The sequence below is a fragment of the Parabacteroides johnsonii DSM 18315 genome, assembly GCF_025151045.1.
GTDB classification, from domain to species: Bacteria; Bacteroidota; Bacteroidia; order Bacteroidales; family Tannerellaceae; genus Parabacteroides; species Parabacteroides johnsonii.
In genome coordinates, this window is the sequence record NZ_CP102285.1 from 2,666,692 (window position 1) to 2,685,976 (window position 19,285).

At 45.5% G+C, this 19,285-nt stretch carries 14 protein-coding genes and 1 tRNA gene; 8 read left to right on the top strand and 7 right to left on the bottom strand.

Going from position 1 to position 19,285, the window contains the following annotated elements:
- Positions 1–98: 98 nt before the first annotated feature.
- Genes NQ564_RS10900 through NQ564_RS10920 form a run of 5 tightly spaced genes read left to right on the top strand, consistent with a single transcriptional unit; the run spans position 99 to position 6,616 of the window.
- A complete protein-coding gene (locus NQ564_RS10900) occupies positions 99–1,529 on the top strand; it encodes a RapZ C-terminal domain-containing protein (protein WP_008151083.1) in 1,431 nt (476 codons plus the stop codon).
- Positions 1,526–2,275, top strand: coding sequence for a nucleotidyltransferase family protein (locus NQ564_RS10905; protein ID WP_008154954.1), 750 nt, complete (start codon positions 1,526–1,528; stop codon positions 2,273–2,275). Before NQ564_RS10900 ends, NQ564_RS10905 begins: the two co-directional genes overlap by 4 nt.
- A 47-nt stretch (positions 2,276–2,322) precedes the next feature.
- Positions 2,323–4,476 (top strand): ankyrin repeat domain-containing protein, encoded by a 2,154-nt coding sequence (locus NQ564_RS10910; RefSeq protein WP_008151089.1) that lies wholly within the window; start codon positions 2,323–2,325, stop codon positions 4,474–4,476.
- A gap of 45 nt (positions 4,477–4,521) precedes the next feature.
- Positions 4,522–5,592, top strand: a complete 1,071-nt coding sequence (locus tag NQ564_RS10915; RefSeq protein ID WP_008151090.1) for a metallophosphoesterase — start codon at positions 4,522–4,524, stop codon at positions 5,590–5,592.
- Between the two features lie 28 nt (positions 5,593–5,620).
- Positions 5,621–6,616, top strand: coding sequence for a metallophosphoesterase family protein (locus NQ564_RS10920; protein ID WP_008151091.1), 996 nt, complete (start codon positions 5,621–5,623; stop codon positions 6,614–6,616).
- On the opposite strand, the gene NQ564_RS10925 is transcribed toward NQ564_RS10920, so the two are convergent.
- The gene (locus tag NQ564_RS10925; RefSeq protein WP_129650096.1) at positions 6,613–9,585 is read right to left on the bottom strand and encodes a PEP/pyruvate-binding domain-containing protein; all 2,973 of its coding nucleotides are present in this window, start codon (positions 9,583–9,585) and stop codon (positions 6,613–6,615) included. The genes NQ564_RS10920 and NQ564_RS10925 overlap by 4 nt on opposite strands.
- A 349-nt stretch (positions 9,586–9,934) precedes the next feature.
- Here NQ564_RS10925 and gdhA point away from each other — a divergent pair, with 349 nt between their 5' ends.
- Entirely contained in the window at positions 9,935–11,269 is a 1,335-nt protein-coding gene (gene gdhA / locus NQ564_RS10930; protein ID WP_008151095.1) for an NADP-specific glutamate dehydrogenase, read from the top strand.
- An 80-nt stretch (positions 11,270–11,349) separates the two neighbouring features.
- Here the strand turns inward: gdhA and ruvC are convergent, their stop codons facing one another.
- Positions 11,350–11,907, bottom strand: coding sequence for a crossover junction endodeoxyribonuclease RuvC (ruvC, locus tag NQ564_RS10935; RefSeq protein WP_008151096.1), 558 nt, complete (start codon positions 11,905–11,907; stop codon positions 11,350–11,352).
- On the bottom strand, positions 11,904–12,218 hold the full coding sequence (locus tag NQ564_RS10940; RefSeq protein WP_008151097.1) for a DUF4286 family protein: 315 nt from the start codon (positions 12,216–12,218) through the stop codon (positions 11,904–11,906). Before NQ564_RS10940 ends, ruvC begins: the two co-directional genes overlap by 4 nt.
- Before the next feature lie 83 nt (positions 12,219–12,301).
- Here NQ564_RS10940 and NQ564_RS10945 point away from each other — a divergent pair.
- Positions 12,302–12,375 (top strand) — tRNA-Ala (locus NQ564_RS10945).
- A gap of 63 nt (positions 12,376–12,438) precedes the next feature.
- On the opposite strand, the gene NQ564_RS10950 is transcribed toward NQ564_RS10945, so the two are convergent.
- The 4 genes from NQ564_RS10950 to NQ564_RS10965 form a co-directional block, all read right to left on the bottom strand.
- Entirely contained in the window at positions 12,439–14,013 is a 1,575-nt protein-coding gene (locus NQ564_RS10950) for a sulfatase family protein (RefSeq protein WP_008151098.1), read from the bottom strand.
- Positions 14,014–14,145: 132 nt separating this feature from the next.
- On the bottom strand, positions 14,146–15,498 hold the full coding sequence (locus NQ564_RS10955) for a Gfo/Idh/MocA family protein (protein ID WP_008151099.1): 1,353 nt from the start codon (positions 15,496–15,498) through the stop codon (positions 14,146–14,148).
- A gap of 326 nt (positions 15,499–15,824) precedes the next feature.
- On the bottom strand, positions 15,825–16,610 hold the full coding sequence (locus NQ564_RS10960; protein ID WP_008151100.1) for a porin family protein: 786 nt from the start codon (positions 16,608–16,610) through the stop codon (positions 15,825–15,827).
- A 14-nt stretch (positions 16,611–16,624) separates the two neighbouring features.
- On the bottom strand, positions 16,625–17,743 hold the full coding sequence (locus tag NQ564_RS10965) for a PCMD domain-containing protein (protein ID WP_008151101.1): 1,119 nt from the start codon (positions 17,741–17,743) through the stop codon (positions 16,625–16,627).
- A gap of 175 nt (positions 17,744–17,918) precedes the next feature.
- Here NQ564_RS10965 and NQ564_RS10970 point away from each other — a divergent pair, with 175 nt between their 5' ends.
- The gene (locus tag NQ564_RS10970; protein ID WP_008151102.1) at positions 17,919–19,232 is read left to right on the top strand and encodes a Gfo/Idh/MocA family protein; all 1,314 of its coding nucleotides are present in this window, start codon (positions 17,919–17,921) and stop codon (positions 19,230–19,232) included.
- Positions 19,233–19,285 lie beyond the last annotated feature (53 nt).

Genomic DNA, 19,285 nt, shown 5'->3' on the forward strand with positions numbered 1-19,285 from the left:
AACGGTTACGCCCGCCTTTTTATTTTCAGACGAAAATTATCGATTGTCAATTGCCAATTGTCAATTGTTTACTACTTTAGTGCCGAAAATACAAAGACATGATAACTGAAGAATTAAAACAACTTTACCAGACATATACCGGTTCACCGGCAACTGACATAACCGAACTATCTTCTTCCGGCTCTAACCGCCGGTATTTCAGATTGTCAGGCCCCGTTTCCCTGATCGGGGTAAGCGGAACCTCCGTAGAGGAAAACAATGCCTTCATTTATATGGCCGCGCATTTCCGAGAAAAAGGATTGCCTGTTCCCCGGGTTTATTGCTGGTCGGATGATAAATCGCTCTATCTCCAGGAAGATCTGGGCGATGCCCTACTCTTTCATGCAATCGAGAAAGGACGGAAAAGCTGCTTCTTCGACGAGACGGAAAAGTCTTTGCTGCATAAGACGATTACGCTTCTACCGGCCCTACAGTTTAAGGGGGCGGAGGGTTTCGACTTCAATCAATGCTATCCTCAACCCGAATTCAATAAACGTTCGATCCTTTGGGATCTGAACTATTTCAAATATTGTTTCCTGAAAGCTACCGGAATGGAATTCCAGGAGAACCTTTTGGAAGACGATTTCCAAAAAATGAGCGATGTCCTGCTGCAAGACTGTACACCGACATTCATGTACCGGGATTTCCAGTCGCGTAACGTGATGGTAAAAAACGGTGAACCCTGGTTCATTGATTTCCAGGGAGGACGAAAAGGCCCGGTCTACTACGATGTCGCTTCTTTCCTCTGGCAGGCGAAAGCCAAATATCCGACTGAACTGAGACAGGAATTGATAGCCGACTATCTGCAAGCACTACGCAGGTATATGGAAATAGACGAAAAGCATTTCTTCCGGCAATTACGCCATTTCGTTCTTTTCAGGACTTTACAGGTCTTGGGAGCCTACGGTTTCCGGGGATATTTCGAGAAGAAACCGCATTTCATCCAAAGTGTCCCCTTCGCAATCGACAACCTCCGGCAACTTTTGAAAGAAGATTATCCGGAGTATCCCTATTTATGCAACATACTACGGGATCTGACAAATCTGTCTCAATTCTATGACGACATCCAAAAGCATACGCTCAAAATCAAGATTGTCAGCTTTGCCTATAAAAAAGGAATTCCCAACGATCCGAGTGGCAATGGCGGTGGGTTTGTCTTTGACTGCCGTGCCATCAATAACCCCGGTAAATACGAACGTTACAATCATTTTACCGGATTAGACGAACCGGTGATCCGCTTCCTCGAAGAAGACGGAGAGATCACCCGCTTCTTGGACCATGTTTACGAAATTGTGGATGCTTCTGTCAAACGTTATATGGACCGGGGATTCACCAATCTGATGATTTGTTTCGGTTGCACGGGAGGCCAGCACCGTTCGGTTTACTCCGCCCAGCATATGGCAGAACATATTCATTCCAAGTTCGGTGTCCGGGTAGACCTCGTCCACAGGGAACAAAACATAGAACAACTCTTTAACGCAATATTATGAAAGCTATGATTTTCGCAGCCGGCTTGGGAACACGCCTCAAACCGCTGACCGACAACACCCCAAAAGCATTGCTTCCTATCAATGGAAAACCTATGCTCGAACATGTAATCCTTAAATTGAAAGATGCCGGCTTTCATCAGATAGTCATCAACGTTCATCATCTGGGAGACCAGATCATCGACTTCCTGGCTGCCAACAATAATTTCGGTATCCAGATTCATATCTCCGACGAGCGGGATTATCTGCTCGATACCGGTGGGGGAATCAAACATGCCGCCTCATTTTTACAAGGTAACGAACCGTTTTTGATACATAATGTCGACATCATATCCAATATTGATCTCCGTGCGCTTTACAATCATCATGTAGAGACAAATCCGCTGGCGACATTATTAGTCAGCAAGCGCAACACCTCCCGCTATCTGCTTTTCAATAAGGAAAACAAACTATGCGGTTGGCGCAACCGTGAGACAGGCGAAGTAAAATCATTCTATCCCGATTTCGATCCGAACCAATATAACGAATATGCATTCAGCGGGATACATGTACTGTCTCCTAAAATATTCGACTGGATGGAAGAATGGACCGGCAAATTCCCGATCATCAACTTCTACCTCTCCATCTGCGCTAAAACCAACATCCACGCCTACGCAGACGAGCACCTTCATCTGATAGATGTCGGCAAACCGGAAACATTGCAGGTGGCTGAAAACTTTCTCCGGGAAAGTTTCACTCCTGACAAATAAAAACAAATACTTTAGATACAATCGATTTATTTTTGCATAAAAATACCATGAACGACAATCAAATACATACCGGAGCAGACGATTTGACACATCAGGCAATGGAAGAGGCTTTACATCGACGTAACACGGCAGAGATTCGTCGGTTACTGGAGGCAGGCTTCCTTCTATCTAATGCACCTCGCACCCCTGACGGATATGAGCAGCCTCATTATTACCTCAAAGAGCTAATCAACTATTACTGCTTCTACTCCCATTACAAAGAATTGATAGAGTTATTGCCTCTTTTTCTTGATAGATCAGAGTCATTAAGCAGCTTGGAACTGGAAAGCATCGGACGTATTCACGCCAATGAATATACAAAAGATATCTTACGGCTTCTGATTGACCATGTAGAAGACATTAACGAACAGAACCGAAGCGGGAATTCCATTTTACATGAAAAGTTAAAAGACTATCAGAATACATACGCCTATCAGTCCGGACCGGACGAAATCGTACCTCCCGAAAAGAACGAACCGGACATTATATTGGACTTGTTGCTGGAGCGGTCCGATCTGGATGTCAACCTAATGAACTACTCAGATCTATCACCTCTATACTATGCTTGCCGGCAAACAACCGCCCATATCGTCCGCAAGCTTTTAGAGAAAGGAGCCGACCCATACGTTCTCTATGGGAAAGAAGGAAACACACTGTTACACGAGGCTTGCGACAACAATAAAATGCAGGTTATCCCTCTATTGGTTACATTCGGAGTCGATGTCAATGAAGCGAACGCCCTTAGCCAAACACCGCTTCATATCGTTTGCAAGAAACAATATCCCGAGATTATCCAATACCTGTTACAAAACGGTGCCGATCCAATGAGACAAGACAAAGACGGAAACACACCTCTGCATTTACTGGTAAAGGAGACGAAACCGCAAACGATCGACTGCATCGACCTTTTACTGGATAACGGGGCAGACATCAATGCCGTAAACGACCTACAGCGAACCCCATTCTTCGTCTGTGCACAAACAACAGACAATCAGTTCCGCAATCGCAATGGCATCCTGCTGAACCATTTGTTGGAAAAAGGGGCCTATGCCGACACGTCGGATATCAACCAGAACAATCCTTTATACCATGCAGTAGAGGATGACGACTTGGAACGCGTCAATCTCTTATTGAAAGCCGGAGTCGATCCTAATTGCCGTAACAGGAACAATATCAGCCCTTACAAACTGGCCTTGCAAAAAAATCGCAGGTCGATCATTAGCCGGATCGAAAAATCGCAGGTGAAGATCACCGCAGATCCGGACGATCTGGACGCCGCATTTTTAGAAGCTTGCGCAAACGGTAAACGCGGAGTGGCGGAAATGTTGTTTAAAAGCGGTAATATCGACATCACATATGTCGACGACAGCGGCCGTACTCCGCTCCACTATATCGCCAAAGCAGGGATGATCGCATTGGCCGGATACGTCTTAGACAAAGGCGTGGATATCAACTATACGGACAAATACGAACAAACGGCTCTGCACATCGCAACAGCTTTCCGTCAAAAAGAAATGGCCAAGCTCTTGCTGGCACGGGGAGCGAACGGAGCCATCCGTGACGATAAAGGTTTATTACCTATACATTACATCGCCCAAAGCGGGCAGTCCGATCTTTTAAAGGCCATGCAACACTCCGGCTATGACTTGGAAGCAGCCACCGACCGAGGCGACACTCCCCTACACATAGCCGCATTCCACCGGGCAAAAGAAAACGTGCGTGTATTACTGGAAGCTGAAGTAGCTCCCGACCCACAAAATAACCTTGGGATCACTCCTTTACAATTGGCAGTACAGAGTAGTCAGAAAGAAATCGTAAAGCTACTTGTCGAACATGGGTCCGACATCAGCCGTACTGATACCGATGGAGATGCACCTATCCATTGGGCTTCCGGACGTGGCAACAAAGAGATGGTACGCCAGCTACTCGAATTAGGAGCCGATATCAATGCACTCAACAATCGCCATCAAACAGCTCTGCACATAGCGATAATACGTAGAGACAAAAACCTCGTCAACTATCTGTTGGAATCCGGGGCCGATCTAGAAATCAAGACGGCAGAAGGCAATTCCTGCATCGACTTGGCAGTAACCAGTGGCCAAAAAGAATTGATCGAACTGATCGGAATCATCCAGCGAAGACGCGAGGCTTTAGCGGATTAAAAGACGACGATTTTCAAATAACAACAAAACAAACTGAAAATAGACATGAAAATAAAATTTTTATTATTAGTGACCGGCCTTTTGAGCCTGACAACAATCATCGCCCAGGTCTATCCCGTCCGGCCTCAACTATCCGATAAGAATTCTTTTTCCATGATCCTGCTGCCTGATCCGCAGAGTTATAACAAGTTTGATGCCAACCAGCCGTTGTTCGAGCTACAAACAGCCTGGATCGCCAACAGTATCGGATCACTGAACGTCAAAGGAGTTTTATGTACCGGCGATTTGGTTGAGCAGAACGAGATACGGATTCCGGATGGCATAAACGGAAATCAAACAAGCGAAGAGCAATGGCAAGCCGCATCCAGGGCATTCGAACGGCTCGACGACAAAATATCTTATGTCGTTTGTACCGGGAATCACGATTACGGATACGAGAAAGCAGAAAACCGTCTCTGCCACCTTCCCGATTACTTTCCTTCCGAACGGAATAGCTGCTGGAAAAAGTCATTGGTCGAAACAGGACTGAACTACCAAGGTATTCCAACTCTTGAAAATGCAGCTTATGAGTTCGAGACAGACACATGGGGAAAACTATTAGTCATTTCGCTCGAATTTGCTCCACGTGACGAGGCGATCGAATGGGCGGCAAAAGTTACCGGCAAAGACAAATACAAAAATCATAAAGTGATTCTGCTGACGCACTCCTATATGTCACCGGAAGCCAAGCGTCATATTAAGGAAGGCTACAAAATATCACCCGCCAATTACGGAGAAGCAATCTGGCAGAAACTGGTCTATCCTTCCTCCAACATCTGTATGGTGATATGTGGACATGAATGCGAGATAACAGACTACAAGGGCAATGTCAGCTTCCGGACTGACAAAAACAGCACAGGTAAGAATGTAGCCCAAATGATGTTCAATGCCCAGACCGCCGACGGTCAATGGCATGGCAACGGAGGGGACTGTTGGCTCCGCATCATGGAATTTATGCCGGACGGGAAGACGATCAAGATCAAGACATTCTCTCCCCTATTCGCACTTTCTCCCCTGACATCCGAAAAGGCATGGAGAACAGATTCATACGATCAATTCGACATTACGATCGAGTAAACAATTCATAAACAAAAACCATCTAAAGATGAAACAACTTCTTATTATCCTTTCACTTGTACTCGGAAGCCTGCAACCAGGCTACGCACAGAAACCCGCCTTGAAGTTCAATAAAGACGGCAAGTTCAAAATCGTACAGTTCACGGACGTACACTACATTCACGGAAATCCCAAATCAGCCGTTTCCCTCAAACGCATCAACGAAGTGCTGGATACGGAAAAGCCGGACTTAGTGCTATTCACTGGTGATGTCATCTATGGTCAGCCGGCAGAGGAAGGGATGCGCACGATCTTGAACTTAGCCGCCAACCGCAAAATTCCCTTCGGTGTGACATTCGGCAATCACGATGACGAACAGGGACTCACCCGTACCCAGCTATTCGATATCATACAGACGATTCCTTACAACCTGACCGATTCCGTAGCCGGAATTGTAGGAGCAACCAATTTTATCCTACCCCTGAAATCGTCCGATGGAAAGAAAGACGCAGCTATCCTGTACTGCCTGGACTCGCATTCATATTCACAGATCAAAGGAATCGGCGGCTACGATTATATCAAGTTCGACCAGATCCGATGGTATCGCGAAAACAGCGCAAAATACACGAAGCAAAATGGCGGCACTCCTTTGCCCTCGCTGGCATTCTTCCACATCGCCCTGCCGGAATACAACCAGGCTGCATCAGACGAAACAGCCATCTTGATCGGAACGCGAAAAGAAAAAGCCTGCGCTCCACAACTGAACTCCGGTATGTTCGCCTCAATGAAAGAAATGGGGGATATGTTAGGAGTATTTGTCGGACACGATCATGATGACGACTATGCTGTTTTCTGGAAAGGTATCCTGCTTGCCTATGGCCGTTATACCGGTGGTGACACAGTATACAACAACCTGAGCAACGGTGCCCGCGTAATCGAAATGACCGAAGGATCCACCAGCTTCAAAACCTGGATTCGTCTGAAAGGCGGGGAGGTCATCAACCCGGTAAATTATCCTTCGGATTTCATCAAGAAGAAAGATTAAACCGGTTTCAGCACCACTCCCAGACTCTTCTTTCCATCCATCTTGATCACGATCGGTTTATCGAAACGGACATGGCGGAGATATTCGGTTTCCTCCACTGCGGGCAAGGAGTTCAGATATTCTTCATCGAACCAGCCATCTCCCTTAAACGGGTTGATCGTAAAATAGCCAACCCCGAACGAGGTCAGATTCTGGAAGAAATGCGTTCCCTGGCTCGGATCTACACGATAATTTTCCAATCCGCATTCCACAATGACACGAGCATTGCTGATATGCGGCCATTTCACCGGAATGCCCAGCCAGGAATCGCTACTGCCCCAACGGCCGGGACCGACCAATACATAATTTTTTTCCTCAGCGGTGAATTTCCGGTTTATCTTCTCGATATCGTAAGCGATCAACTGATTGTTGGAAGAACTGAAAGCTCCGGTCTTCACATATATGATATCCTGCACATCCGTCACAATGCCATGTCCTAAGACACTGGTCGACGAAAGTATCGTATCCTCTTGCCCGACGAGTGTCAAGTCTTCTTCCATCACCTCCTTGTTGTCCACGATCGGGCGAATTTGCAACAGATAAAAAGTAGCTGTAGGGGTAGGGCTCTGCTCTGCCCTCACAGGATCGATATTAACCGCAAATTCAATTTCTATAGGACGTCCCATCTCATCCTGCCCGACATGCAGAATCTGGTCAAGCGTATCGGCAAGCGGAAACACATCATGCTGAAGGATATTGACGAAAGACAATATCTTGCGGCCACCGGGATAGTAACCGTCACGGATGATCTGGTCATAAGGATCGTAGGTCGAGACAATAAACTTCAACGAACCGTCCGCATCGGCATCTTTCAGGTTCAGGCGAAGCAGGTTAAACGAATCATCAACCGAGAATTGTTCGGTCAAGTTCTTCAGATCGAGCGCATAATAACGGGTCTGCGTCTCACGTAACGCAAAGTCCATCGTACTCATCTGCAAAATATTATGAGGATGGCGCGGGGAAAAACGCAACGTCTGGCCACCGTCTACGATATACTTGCCAAGGCCTAAAGCGATATTGGCAATACCATCTTCCGCCTTTTCATTTCCAATCGGGTAGAAATTCAATGAACGCGCGACACCTGAAATAGTCGGATAGAAACGATCATTGTACCGGTTCCCCACCACTTCCTGTAAAACAATCGCCATCTTCTCCTGATCGATAAGGTTCGACGTTGCCGTCATATATGCCTTACTATCACGATAAAAAACAGAAGCATAGACAGCTTTGATCGCATCGCTTAATGTACGAAGCATATCATATTTATCTTCCAGTTTTGGTACCATGTAGGTAGAATAAATCCCCGCGAACGGTTGATAATGGGAATCTTCCAAAAGACTGGACGAGCGGACGGCAATCGGGCTTTTGACAACATCGAAAAACGCCATCAGATCTTCAATCAGGCGGGAAGGAAGGCTGGCACGCAGGAAATATTTCAAGATCGTCTCATCATCCACATCGCTCAAAGCGACCGAATACAGTTCGTTTGTCTCCATAAACTCGTCGAAGATATCCGTACAGATCACAACCGTCTTCGGAATAGTCACTGCAAAATGATCGTGTTCCAACTTGGGATAACGCTTCACCATCGCCCCGATAAACGCCAGGCCCCTGCCCTTTCCTCCCAGCGAACCGTCGCCTATGCGGGCAAAGTTGCTATATTCATCGAAGCGCTCCTTCTGATAAACCGCAACGACACCGGAGTTCTTCATCCGGCGATACTGTACGATCAGATCGAAAATCAATTTACGCGCCTCATCCATATCCTTATAGTCGCTCACATCCACGCGTTTCAGAACCTCAGCCGGCGGAAACATGGCACGGGAATAGAAGAAACGGGAGAAATGGTTGCGACTCAGGTGGTAAACCAGCGAATCGTCGGGTATCTGAAAGACCTTCTTTTGCAAATCTTTCAAATCCTTAATGCGCATGATTTCTTCCTTCGTCTGGGGATTCAGTATAACAAAGTCGCCGAAACCGAAACGCTGCATGATCTTCTTCCTCAGATCCTGCGGATAACTCTTGGAGTTCTTATCGATAAAAGAAGCTCCCAACTCCTTTGCGTATACTTTGTTGCCAACCTCCGACGATTCCAGCACAAAAGGGATAATCAGGCCGGTCTTCCGCACATACTGCCCGAACTTGTATCCGGCGTAAGGATCTTTCACTCCATTGTGCATGAAACTCATATCCGAGATGATCCCTAACATATTATCACGATACTGGTTAAAGATGCGGACAGCCTCCTCATAAGTACGCGCCAACTTGATTTTGGGTCGCCCGCGCATACGAAGTGTACGCTGGTGGTCGTTTAATGCCTCCTTCGCAAACATCTGGCTCTGTTCCAACACGAACTTATACAGATGCGGCAAAGCCGAAGAGTAGAAACGAACGGAATCTTCCACCAACAGAATAATCTGTACACCGACGCTGGCCGTATCATCCGGCGCATTCATCTTGTCTTCGATCAACTTGATAATAGCAAGCAGCAACTCCGCATTTCCCAACCAACTGAACACATAGTCGATCGCGCTCAAATCTTCATTGGCAATCCGCTTGGAAACCTCTTTCGAGAACGGGGTGAGGACTACGATCGGTATATTGGGGTAATGAATCTTGATCTCCGTTGCCGCCGCGAAAATATCTCGGTTATCCATATTCGGCATACAGATGATCAGTTCAAAATTACGGTTTTTCAACTCGGCAAGCGCCTCCTCCTCTGTCGTCACCTGTGTAAAACGAGGTGGGTAACGAAGGCTGAGTGACGTATATTCGTTGAATATCTGCTCGTCCACTCGCCCATCGTCCTCCAGCATGAAGGCGTCGTATTTAGTAGCGATAAGCAATACATTATATATACGCTTATTCATTAGATTGGCGAATGATGTGTCCTTAAACACAAGGTTCTTAAAGTCCGGTATTCCGCTCATAATGATTTGATAGAATTAACAGCCCCAAATGTAAGGAAAAAAACAATCAACCGAAAGTCTGTAACAAGATTTGAGCAAGTGGCACGTCCGTTCCCTTAGCATGGCACAGATGTTTCCTTAGCATGGCACAAACGTTTCACCGCAGGGAAACGGCTGTGCCAACAGCACCGCACATTTCCTGGCACAAAGGGGAACCGGAATCCCATCCGCAAAAATCCGGATTTTCACTTAAAGAACATTGTTCAAGAACATAAAAAGAACTATCAAAAAGTAAGCAAAACATTTTGCCAACCCAGGTTATTCCCTATATTTGCAAACAGAATGTTATCTTAAAAAGAAATTATATACTATGAAGACAGAAGTAATCTTATCAGCACTGGAAGCAAAACATCCGGGCGAAAAGGAGTATTTGCAAGCAGTAAAAGAAGTTCTTCTTTCAATTGAAGAAGTGTACAACCAGCATCCCGAATTCGAGAAAGCTAAAATCATCGAACGATTGGTTGAACCGGAACGTATTTTCACCTTCCGTGTGCCTTGGGTAGACGACAAAGGAGAAATACAAGTCAACTTGGGATATCGTGTGCAATTCAACAACGCTATCGGCCCGTACAAGGGCGGCATCCGCTTCCATCCTTCTGTCAACCTGTCCATCTTAAAATTCCTGGGATTCGAACAGACTTTCAAAAACGCTTTGACGACATTGCCGATGGGTGGTGGAAAAGGAGGTTCCGACTTTGCTCCTCGCGGAAAAAGTGATGCGGAGATCATGCGTTTCTGCCAGGCGTTCATCCTCGAATTATGGCGAAACCTCGGACCGGACCGCGATGTTCCGGCAGGCGACATCGGCGTCGGCGGACGTGAAGTCGGTTATATGTACGGTATGTATAAGAAGCTGGCCCGCGAAAACACCGGCACGTTCACAGGTAAAGGAATGGAATTCGGAGGCTCTATCCTCCGTCCCGAAGCAACCGGTTTCGGTGCTCTTTACTTCGTTCATCAAATGTTGGAAACTCATGGTATAGATATTAAAGGTAAGACTGTCGCTATCTCCGGTTTCGGAAACGTTGCCTGGGGAGCCGCCACTAAAGCGACCGAACTGGGGGCAAAGGTCGTCACCATCTCCGGTCCGGACGGTTACATCTATGATCCGGATGGCATTTCCGGCGAAAAGATCGATTATATGCTGGAACTGCGTAACTCCGGTAATGACATCGTAGCTCCTTATGCCGAAGAATTCCCCGGCGCAACCTTCTATCCCGGTAAGAAACCTTGGGAACAGAAAGTAAACATCGCACTGCCTTGTGCCACTCAGAACGAGTTGGACGCAGATGATGCACGCAAGCTGATCGACAACAAGACATTATGTGTAGCCGAAGTGTCCAACATGGGATGTACGGCCGAAGCTGTCGACTTGTTCATCGAACACAAACAACTCTTTGCACCGGGTAAAGCTGTCAATGCCGGCGGTGTCGCTACTTCCGGTCTGGAAATGACTCAGAACGCCATGCATATTTCCTGGACAGCTGCCGAAGTCGACGACAAACTGCATCAGATCATGAGTGCTATCCATCAGCAATGTGTCGAACATGGAAAAGAGGATCAATATATCAACTATGTGAAAGGTGCGAACATTGCGGGCTTCATGAAAGTGGCCAAAGCGATGATGGCGCAAGGTATCGTATAGATCGATGTGTATTCAATATACATAGAGAAGTGTGTCTATGAGAAGGGGGATGTCTGTAATTACAGGCATCCTTTTTTGTATCAATGAACTTTGCCCGGATTCTTCGCAATAAAGTCTTTCCATCCGGTATATTTCTTTTCCTGTACCGGATTATTCGTCTGGAAATAATGGCAAACGGCAGCCGCCAATCCGTCTGTCGCATCTAATTGCGGTAACATGGATGCTTCCGGAATATGCAGGTAACGCTGTAGCATTCCAGCTACTTGTTCTTTTGCCGCGTTTCCATTTCCGGTAATGGACATCTTGATTTTTAGAGGGGCATATTCAAATATCGGGATATCCCGTTCGAGCGCGGCAGCCATAGCGACTCCCTGTGCACGGCCCAGTTTTAACATACTCTGTACGTTCTTCCCGAAAAACGGAGCTTCAATGGCCAGTTCGTCCGGATGATACTGGTCGATAAGTCCCAATACCCGCTCAAAAATCTTACGAAGCCGCAAATAATGATCCTCGTATTTATTCAATTGAAGTATGCCCATAGCTTCCAGTTTAGGTTTGTGTCCTTCAATCTTCAGCACTCCATACCCCATCACGATCGTTCCAGGGTCAATACCTAATATGACACGGTCTTTCGTCATTTCTCCCAGTCTATCTCTTCCAGTAAAGTACTAAAGCCGGCAATCTTATGACCGAAACGGGCAACTAATGCCCGGTGAAGGTTATTTCCTTCGTTCTGCAACCAGAAATTCAACGTATCGACATTCTTAACATGAAACTGGACGGAGAAACTAATACCTTCTCCCTCCTCAGCCTGCATCACACGTCGCAGACATGGCCGCTGTAGAAATCCGCTCTCCACGGCTTTCGGGATATACTGTCTTTTCAGATAATCCAAACTTTCATCCAGAATATCTTTTTCTATATGAAACGTTGTATTATAAACAATCATCTTATTTTTTATAAAAATTCTATGGCAAAGATAGTGGTTATATCAGGAAAAGCCCTATATTTGCACCTGAAAATAAGTCACGAGGGGCATTAGCTCATCTGGCTAGAGCGTCAGACTGGCAGTCTGAAGGTGATCGGTTCGAGTCCGATATGCTCCACAACCTTATGGCAAATAATAAAAAAGGCATTCAGAAATGAATGCCTTTTTTATTATTTCTATCTTATTTCTTTGCAGTTGCCAACTCCGTTTCAATCGGATCATCATATTGTTTCTGTAATTTACGCAGTTCTGCTTTCAGACTGTCGATCAAGGCTTCATTGCCCGGTTCGTTATAGATGTTATGCATCTCCATCGGATCGTTTTGCAGATCATAAAGTTCCCACACATCGATATCATGATAGAAATGGATTAATTTATAACGGTCGGTGCGGACACCATAATGACGTTTTACTGCATGTTCCGCCGGATACTCGTAGAAATGATAATACAAAGAGGTACGCCAGTCTTTCGGCTTTTCACCCTTCAACAAAGGCAAATAAGAATCTCCCTGGATATCTTCGGGAACAGGGACGCCAGCCAATTGCAGAAAAGTTGCTGCATGGTCGATATTCTGGACCATTTCGGGGATGTCGCCTTTAACACCGCCTGGAAAACGGACCAACATAGGCGTACGGAAAGATTCTTCATACATGAAACGTTTGTCGAACCAACCATGTTCACCCATATAGAATCCCTGGTCGGAAGTGTAGACAATAATGGTGTTCTCCAATAAGCCGCTCTTCTTCATATAATCCAATACACGGCCCACATTACGGTCAATAGAATGGATCACGCGCAGATAATCGTGCATGTACTGCTGGTATTTCCATTCGGCCAATGCCTTTCCTGTCAACTTCTGTTCCTTAAACTTCTTGATGATCGGATCATAATGTTTGTCCCAGGCTGCTTTCTGAGCCGGAGTCATCCGGTTATACAAGCTACGGCCGCTTTCCTCAAGACCGGTCGTCGTATGGATTTCATTTTCCTTATCCGCCATCTTCAAGTCATAGACGAGATCCATATCCTCGATAATGCTCATCTCCTGTTCGGATGCGGCAATACGTCCTTCATATTTGTCATAGAACGTTTCGGGAACCGGATAAACAATATCTTCATACAGATCCAGGTCGCAGGTATCTGGCATCCAAGTACGATGGGGGGCTTTGTGATGGAGCAAAAGGCAGAAAGGTTTGTTTTTATCGCGCTTGTTATCCAGCCAGTCCAAGGCCAGGTCCGTCGTGATGTTTGTTGCATAACCTTCGATCTGTTTTTTCTCGCCGTTATCAATAAAGTACGGATTATAATAATCTCCTTGTCCAGTCAAAATATTCCAATAATCGAAACCGGTAGGATCGGATGTCAGGTGCCACTTTCCGACAACAGCGGTCTGATAACCGGCTTGCTGCAACAACTTCGGGAATGTCTGCTGGCTACCGTCAAAACGTTTTGTATTGTCGGTAAAGCCATTCTTATGGCTATGCTTGCCCGTTAGCAAACAAGCACGGCTGGGACCGCTCAAAGAGTTGGCGACGAAACTGTTCGTAAACCGTACGCCTTCATTAGCAATCCGGTCGATATTCGGAGTTTCGATAAAACGATGATCATAAGCACTGATTGTCTGATAAGAATGATCATCGCACATGATATAGAGAATATTCATAGGCTTCTCCGACACCCCTTTTTTGTCCTTTTGGACACAGGCTGGAAGAGTTACGGCTGCCAAACCTGTCAAAAGAAATAGTTGATTAGTTTTCATGATACATTATGTTTTTTGTCTGGATTTGGCAAAATTAAACAGAGCGAATGGAATAATCACTATCCGAACTAAAAAATATATAAAAAAGTCCCGAAACTTTATTCCGGGACTTTCCTTTACCTCTTATCTTTCTTATTTGTCATAATACGGCAATTTGTACGGATTTCTGTATTCGTACCAGTACAGGCGATGCGATTCGGCTTCCTTATCACCATTAAAGCTCAACGTAGCCGGGTCCCAATGAACAGGACGTCCCAGTTCACGGGCAATATTCTGCAAGCAGCAAAGCGTATTCGTACTACAACCTACTTCAACCGGAGCAATCGGATTCCGGCGTGAACGTACGCAATCGATAAAGTTCTGCATATGCGGAGAACTTACTTCGTATTCTCCTTTCCTGACTTTCTTTTCCTCTTTCGGTAACAAGGAAGGATCAGAGCACTCGATATAACCGCGAGCCACTTTCAACCAGCCTTTATCACCGATAAACTTGATGCCTTGCGCGTTGGCATTATCCTCACGGTAAGGCTGTTCGGTCATCACGATACCATTGGCATATTTCATCGTCGCATATTCTGTACCTTCATATCCTTTAGGGATAAACTCTACCGGACCGGATCCGTCCATACCGATGGCCGCCTGTGCAATATCAAACATATGAGCACCCCAGTCAGCTGTATACCCGTTTCCGGTTTCCTGATACCAGCGCCATGCCCCCCACAGTTTTTCGTTCTGTTCGGGTTCAAGAGAGATAGGAGGACAAAGATCAGGATGATAATGAATCTTCGGATCGTTCAACGGTCCCATCCACTGATTGAAATTCAGATTACCGGGGACATCCATTTCCGGCAAGTCCAATGGCTTGGGTGGTTCGCCGACACGAGCGTATATCTTTTCGATATGGCCGATCTTACCGGCACGGACCAAGGCGATCGCATCCTGGAACTCCTTGCTCGAACGCTGCTGGCTACCGATCTGGAACACACGATTATTATCGCGTACGGCACGGGCGACAGCCAAACCTTCCGTAATCGTATAAGCCAACGGCTTCTGACAATAAACATCCTTGCCGCTCTGACAAGCATGGATAGCGACCAATGCATGCCAGTGGTCAGGTGTTGCCACTTCAATCACGTCGATATCCTTACGGTCCAGCACATCTTCATAAAATTCATACATATCGCAACGGGGAGCCACATTCAGAGACTTCTGCCAAGCCTCGACACGACGTTTGAAACGTTCACGTTTCAAGGAATCCACGTCACAACAGGCAGCGACCTGCACCCCAGGACAAGTAGAGAAGCTCTTGAAATCGGATAAACCTTGTTGTCCTAATCCGACAAACCCTAAAACGACACGATCACTCGGTGCGATACGCACCCCATTTACAGCCCAGCTGGGCAGGATAGTCAAACTTGCCAATCCAAGAGCGGAAAGGCCGAGAAACTCTCGACGGGTTACACCCTTCTTAGTGTTTTCTTTCATGGTAATTCAAAATATATTGGACTAAAAAATTATTCGGACAAATATAACTATTAAATATCAAAATAACACCTCTATCCCATCTAATTTGAATTAATAGGGCATATTTTGGAAATTCCCCGCAAGGGTAATATTTTTTAACATTCTATTTGATAGCAAATTTCCTGATTAAGGTATCAAAATGACAATAGAGGAAAGAGGGTAGGAAAAGGGTTCTTTTGGTGTGATTGCCCTATAGAAAAGATGTCGTTTATTAAAAAAATTATGGCTTTCCCATTTCATAATCATGAATCAGAAAAGCCATAACGATATATCAAAATACGTTTGTATCAGAAAGCGTAGCCGAAACCGACGTTCAGGTAAATCGGATACATGGCGAAAGTAATCGTATCGAAATCTTTCTGAAAGATATCATTCAATCCCCAAGTCAGGTCTGCATAGACATTCAAATGTTTAAAAGCACGCCATTCGGCACCTAACTGCGCACCCCATTGGAAACGGCGAAGGTTTTTCGAGAAGTCATAAGGGGCATTTTTTCCATCGGCAAAAACGACCTTATTACCGGTAGGATCACCTTCGCGCAAATAACCATCATACACGTTTCCGGAAAAATCGCCCTCCAACATATACGCAAAATACGGTCCCAGATTCATACTGAAGCGACGATTAAACTGATGAGTAGCCAAAACCGGAAAAGACAGATATGTATTCTTTACATTCGTCTTCACATATCCCGTCCAGTTTCCTTTTATGCGTTCGCCGCCTTCACCGATAATTTCCATTCCATAGTTTTTCACTTTGGCATTCGTTTTCATCCCTTTGCTATCCAAACGAATACCGATTCTCATTCCCCATTTCTTTTCTTGATCGAACCACTTTGTCACATTTCCTTCTATCGCAACAGCCATAGTAGGATTATACCCCGTTATATCACGAATCTCGACGGGTAAAGGTATCGGAGCCGTTCCTCCTATGTTAAAGCCGGCTTTTACCTCATACTCCAAACCGATCAATGCAGAATTGATAATTCCCTTATTACGGTCTTCTTGTCCAAAAACCGAAAACGTTACCAACAACAAGGCCAGTACACAAATTGATACAATATTCTTTCTCATCACAATAATCTTTTTTAATCTGCTGTATGAATCAGTTCCACTTCATCGACATACAATGTACTACCGACAGCACCTCTGAAATAATCCCCTTCTATACTGGAAGAAAAGACAATAGCCACATTATATTTACCAGCTTTCAGCTTATCTTTATCCACAGTCTTTCCAGTCTTTGTTACAAAGGGTAAATAGAACTCTGTCCACTCATCCGTTTCCTTCCGGTCTTTCTCATCAATGCGAGCTATGGATATCAAATTAGGATGATCAAAACGGTTCGTTGCATCCAATGTTTTTGTCTTTTCATCCGTCTCGTAAAAGATTGCATAAATATCCCACGTATCCTTTTTATCTTTTACAATATTTCCATTCTCATCTTTATATACTTCACCTGCCTTATACTTATAATACCCCTTCAAGTAGGTCGGTATATGCTCGAACGGAACTCCGAACATTGTTGCTTTCAATGGGTCGGTCAATGCGTTCCCTACACTAAACGTACCCATAAAAAGATTACCGGCAGCAATAGGCATACCCAACTTCGAACCGAAATCCCCAGTCGACTTTGTTTCCAACTTTACGCATTTACCCACTTTTCCTTCCGCATAAGAAGAAGTGGGAAATGATGCCGGATCTTCCGTACCTGCACCCGTCAAAGCAAAACCAGTATTTCCACTGGCCCAATCCATTACCCATTTTCCCTCAGAATCATTTTCATAGAAAATATTATAAACATATTTCAAAAGCGAACTCTTGTAATCCTTTACATTCTCAAAATGATATTCCGAGCTAATTCCGGCAATAATATAAGTAACTTGATATTCTTTCTTCCAATTTCCATCTTCAGAAGTTACCGTATAAGATTGCGGAGTCGTAAAGTCACGTTCGGTCCCGCTGGCCGGAGAAATGATTGCACCGGGAGTCAAGGTAAATTCAGGCGCCTGATGCGTCAAATCGGCATCGGCCGTTACCATCAATACTACCTTATTATTTTCTATAATCGGATCACGTTTCAAAATATCTCCCGACACTGTACAAGTCAATATATCCGCTTCTGCATTCAACGCTTCGTCACGAATACACGAAACCAGCGTAATTCCCAGCAAAAGGCATACGATAAAATAAGTTACTCTAATCATCTTCTGTCTGTTTTACAAATAATAGGTTTTCCTTAAAAAGCAAACCGGATACAAAAATACGCTCCTTTTCGGAAAAAGCCACCGTATTTATATTTTTATCACAGTTTTTATTGTACCACTCACCTTTTATTTATACATTTGGCTCAATAACTTATACTATCTAATTCATAAGACCATGACAACACGCAGAGATTTTATCCGGCAAGCGACTTTATTAGGAGCCGGACTTTCCATGAGTCCATTTTTTATCAACGCTACCCCGGGAAGTGTAGGGGCAAATGACAAAATACGTGTCGGACTGATTGGCTGTAAAGGGATGGGGTTTTCAGACCTGCAAGCATTCCTCCGGAATCCGGAAGTCGAGTGTATCGCATTATGCGACATCGACGACGAAGTTCTCAACAGTCGCGCGGCCGAAACTCAAAAAATCACAGGCAAGAAAGTTAAAAACCTTTATAAAGACTGGCGGAAACTGATCGACAACAAAGATATCGACGTTGTCATCGTCGGTACGCCCGACCATTGGCACTGCTTGCAAATGGTAGCTGCCTGCCAGGCCGGTAAGGATGTTTATTGCGAAAAGCCGTTAGGCAATAGCATTGAGGAATGTAATATTATGGTCCGCGCCGCCGAGAAATACAATCGGGTAGTACAGGTAGGACAATGGCAACGCAGTGATCCGCACTGGCAGGATGCCATGGCATTCGTACACAGCGGGCAATTAGGCAAAATACGTACTGTCCGTGTCTTTTCATACCAAGGCTGGTGCCCTTCCATCCCGGTCAAGCCGGACGAACCCGTTCCTGCGGGAGTAGACTATGACATGTGGCTGGGCCCTGCTCCTAAACGTCCGTTCAATCGTAACCGTTTCCATTTCACCTTCCGCTGGTTCTGGGATTATGCCGGCGGGCTGATGACGGATTGGGGTGTCCATCTGCTCGACTATGCACTATATGGAATGAACGTTACGGCCCCCAACTCCATCATGGCTTCGGGTGGAAAATTCGGATATCCGGATGATGCCTGCGAAACTCCAGACCTGTTACAGACAATTTATACGTTCGATGACTTCACCGTTATGTGGGATCATGCAATCGGTATTGACGATGGGGCTTACGGGCGCAATCACGGTTTGGGATTTGTCGGAGAAAACGGAACACTGGTTGTCGATCGCGGCGGCTGGGAAGTAATCCCCGAAAAGGTAAGCGGAAAAGCCCGCATGGAGGCAGTTCCTTTGAAAAAAGCATATGGTGAAGGCGGTTTGAACTTGCATGTCAAGAACCATCTGGAATGTATCAAGTCACGCAACCGTAATTGTAATGCCAGCATCGAGATCGGCGCCCATATCGCCAAATTCTCCCAATTAGGCAACATTGCCTATCGAACCGGCAAGAAACTGACTTGGGATGGAAAGAGTTTCCATGACGCAGAAGCAGATAAATACTTATGCAAAGAATACAGAGCCCCCTGGGAATTACCGAAGATTTAAACAAAAGGAGGTTGTGTCAATGCAGACACAACCTTTTTTATACAATAACTTGC

Coding starts and splice junctions, on each gene's coding strand:
- ruvC (WP_008151096.1), bottom strand. CDS start 11,907: ATGACGAAAGACCGTGTCATATTAGGTATTGACCCTGGAACGATCGTG.
- NQ564_RS10950 (WP_008151098.1), bottom strand. CDS start 14,013: ATGAAAACTAATCAACTATTTCTTTTGACAGGTTTGGCAGCCGTAACT.
- NQ564_RS10955 (WP_008151099.1), bottom strand. CDS start 15,498: ATGAAAGAAAACACTAAGAAGGGTGTAACCCGTCGAGAGTTTCTCGGC.
- NQ564_RS10970 (WP_008151102.1), top strand. CDS start 17,919: ATGACAACACGCAGAGATTTTATCCGGCAAGCGACTTTATTAGGAGCC.
- NQ564_RS10915 (WP_008151090.1), top strand. CDS start 4,522: ATGAAAATAAAATTTTTATTATTAGTGACCGGCCTTTTGAGCCTGACA.
- NQ564_RS10925 (WP_129650096.1), bottom strand. CDS start 9,585: ATGAGCGGAATACCGGACTTTAAGAACCTTGTGTTTAAGGACACATCA.
- NQ564_RS10905 (WP_008154954.1), top strand. CDS start 1,526: ATGAAAGCTATGATTTTCGCAGCCGGCTTGGGAACACGCCTCAAACCG.
- NQ564_RS10920 (WP_008151091.1), top strand. CDS start 5,621: ATGAAACAACTTCTTATTATCCTTTCACTTGTACTCGGAAGCCTGCAA.
- NQ564_RS10960 (WP_008151100.1), bottom strand. CDS start 16,610: ATGAGAAAGAATATTGTATCAATTTGTGTACTGGCCTTGTTGTTGGTA.
- NQ564_RS10940 (WP_008151097.1), bottom strand. CDS start 12,218: ATGATTGTTTATAATACAACGTTTCATATAGAAAAAGATATTCTGGAT.
- gdhA (WP_008151095.1), top strand. CDS start 9,935: ATGAAGACAGAAGTAATCTTATCAGCACTGGAAGCAAAACATCCGGGC.
- NQ564_RS10900 (WP_008151083.1), top strand. CDS start 99: ATGATAACTGAAGAATTAAAACAACTTTACCAGACATATACCGGTTCA.
- NQ564_RS10965 (WP_008151101.1), bottom strand. CDS start 17,743: ATGATTAGAGTAACTTATTTTATCGTATGCCTTTTGCTGGGAATTACG.
- NQ564_RS10910 (WP_008151089.1), top strand. CDS start 2,323: ATGAACGACAATCAAATACATACCGGAGCAGACGATTTGACACATCAG.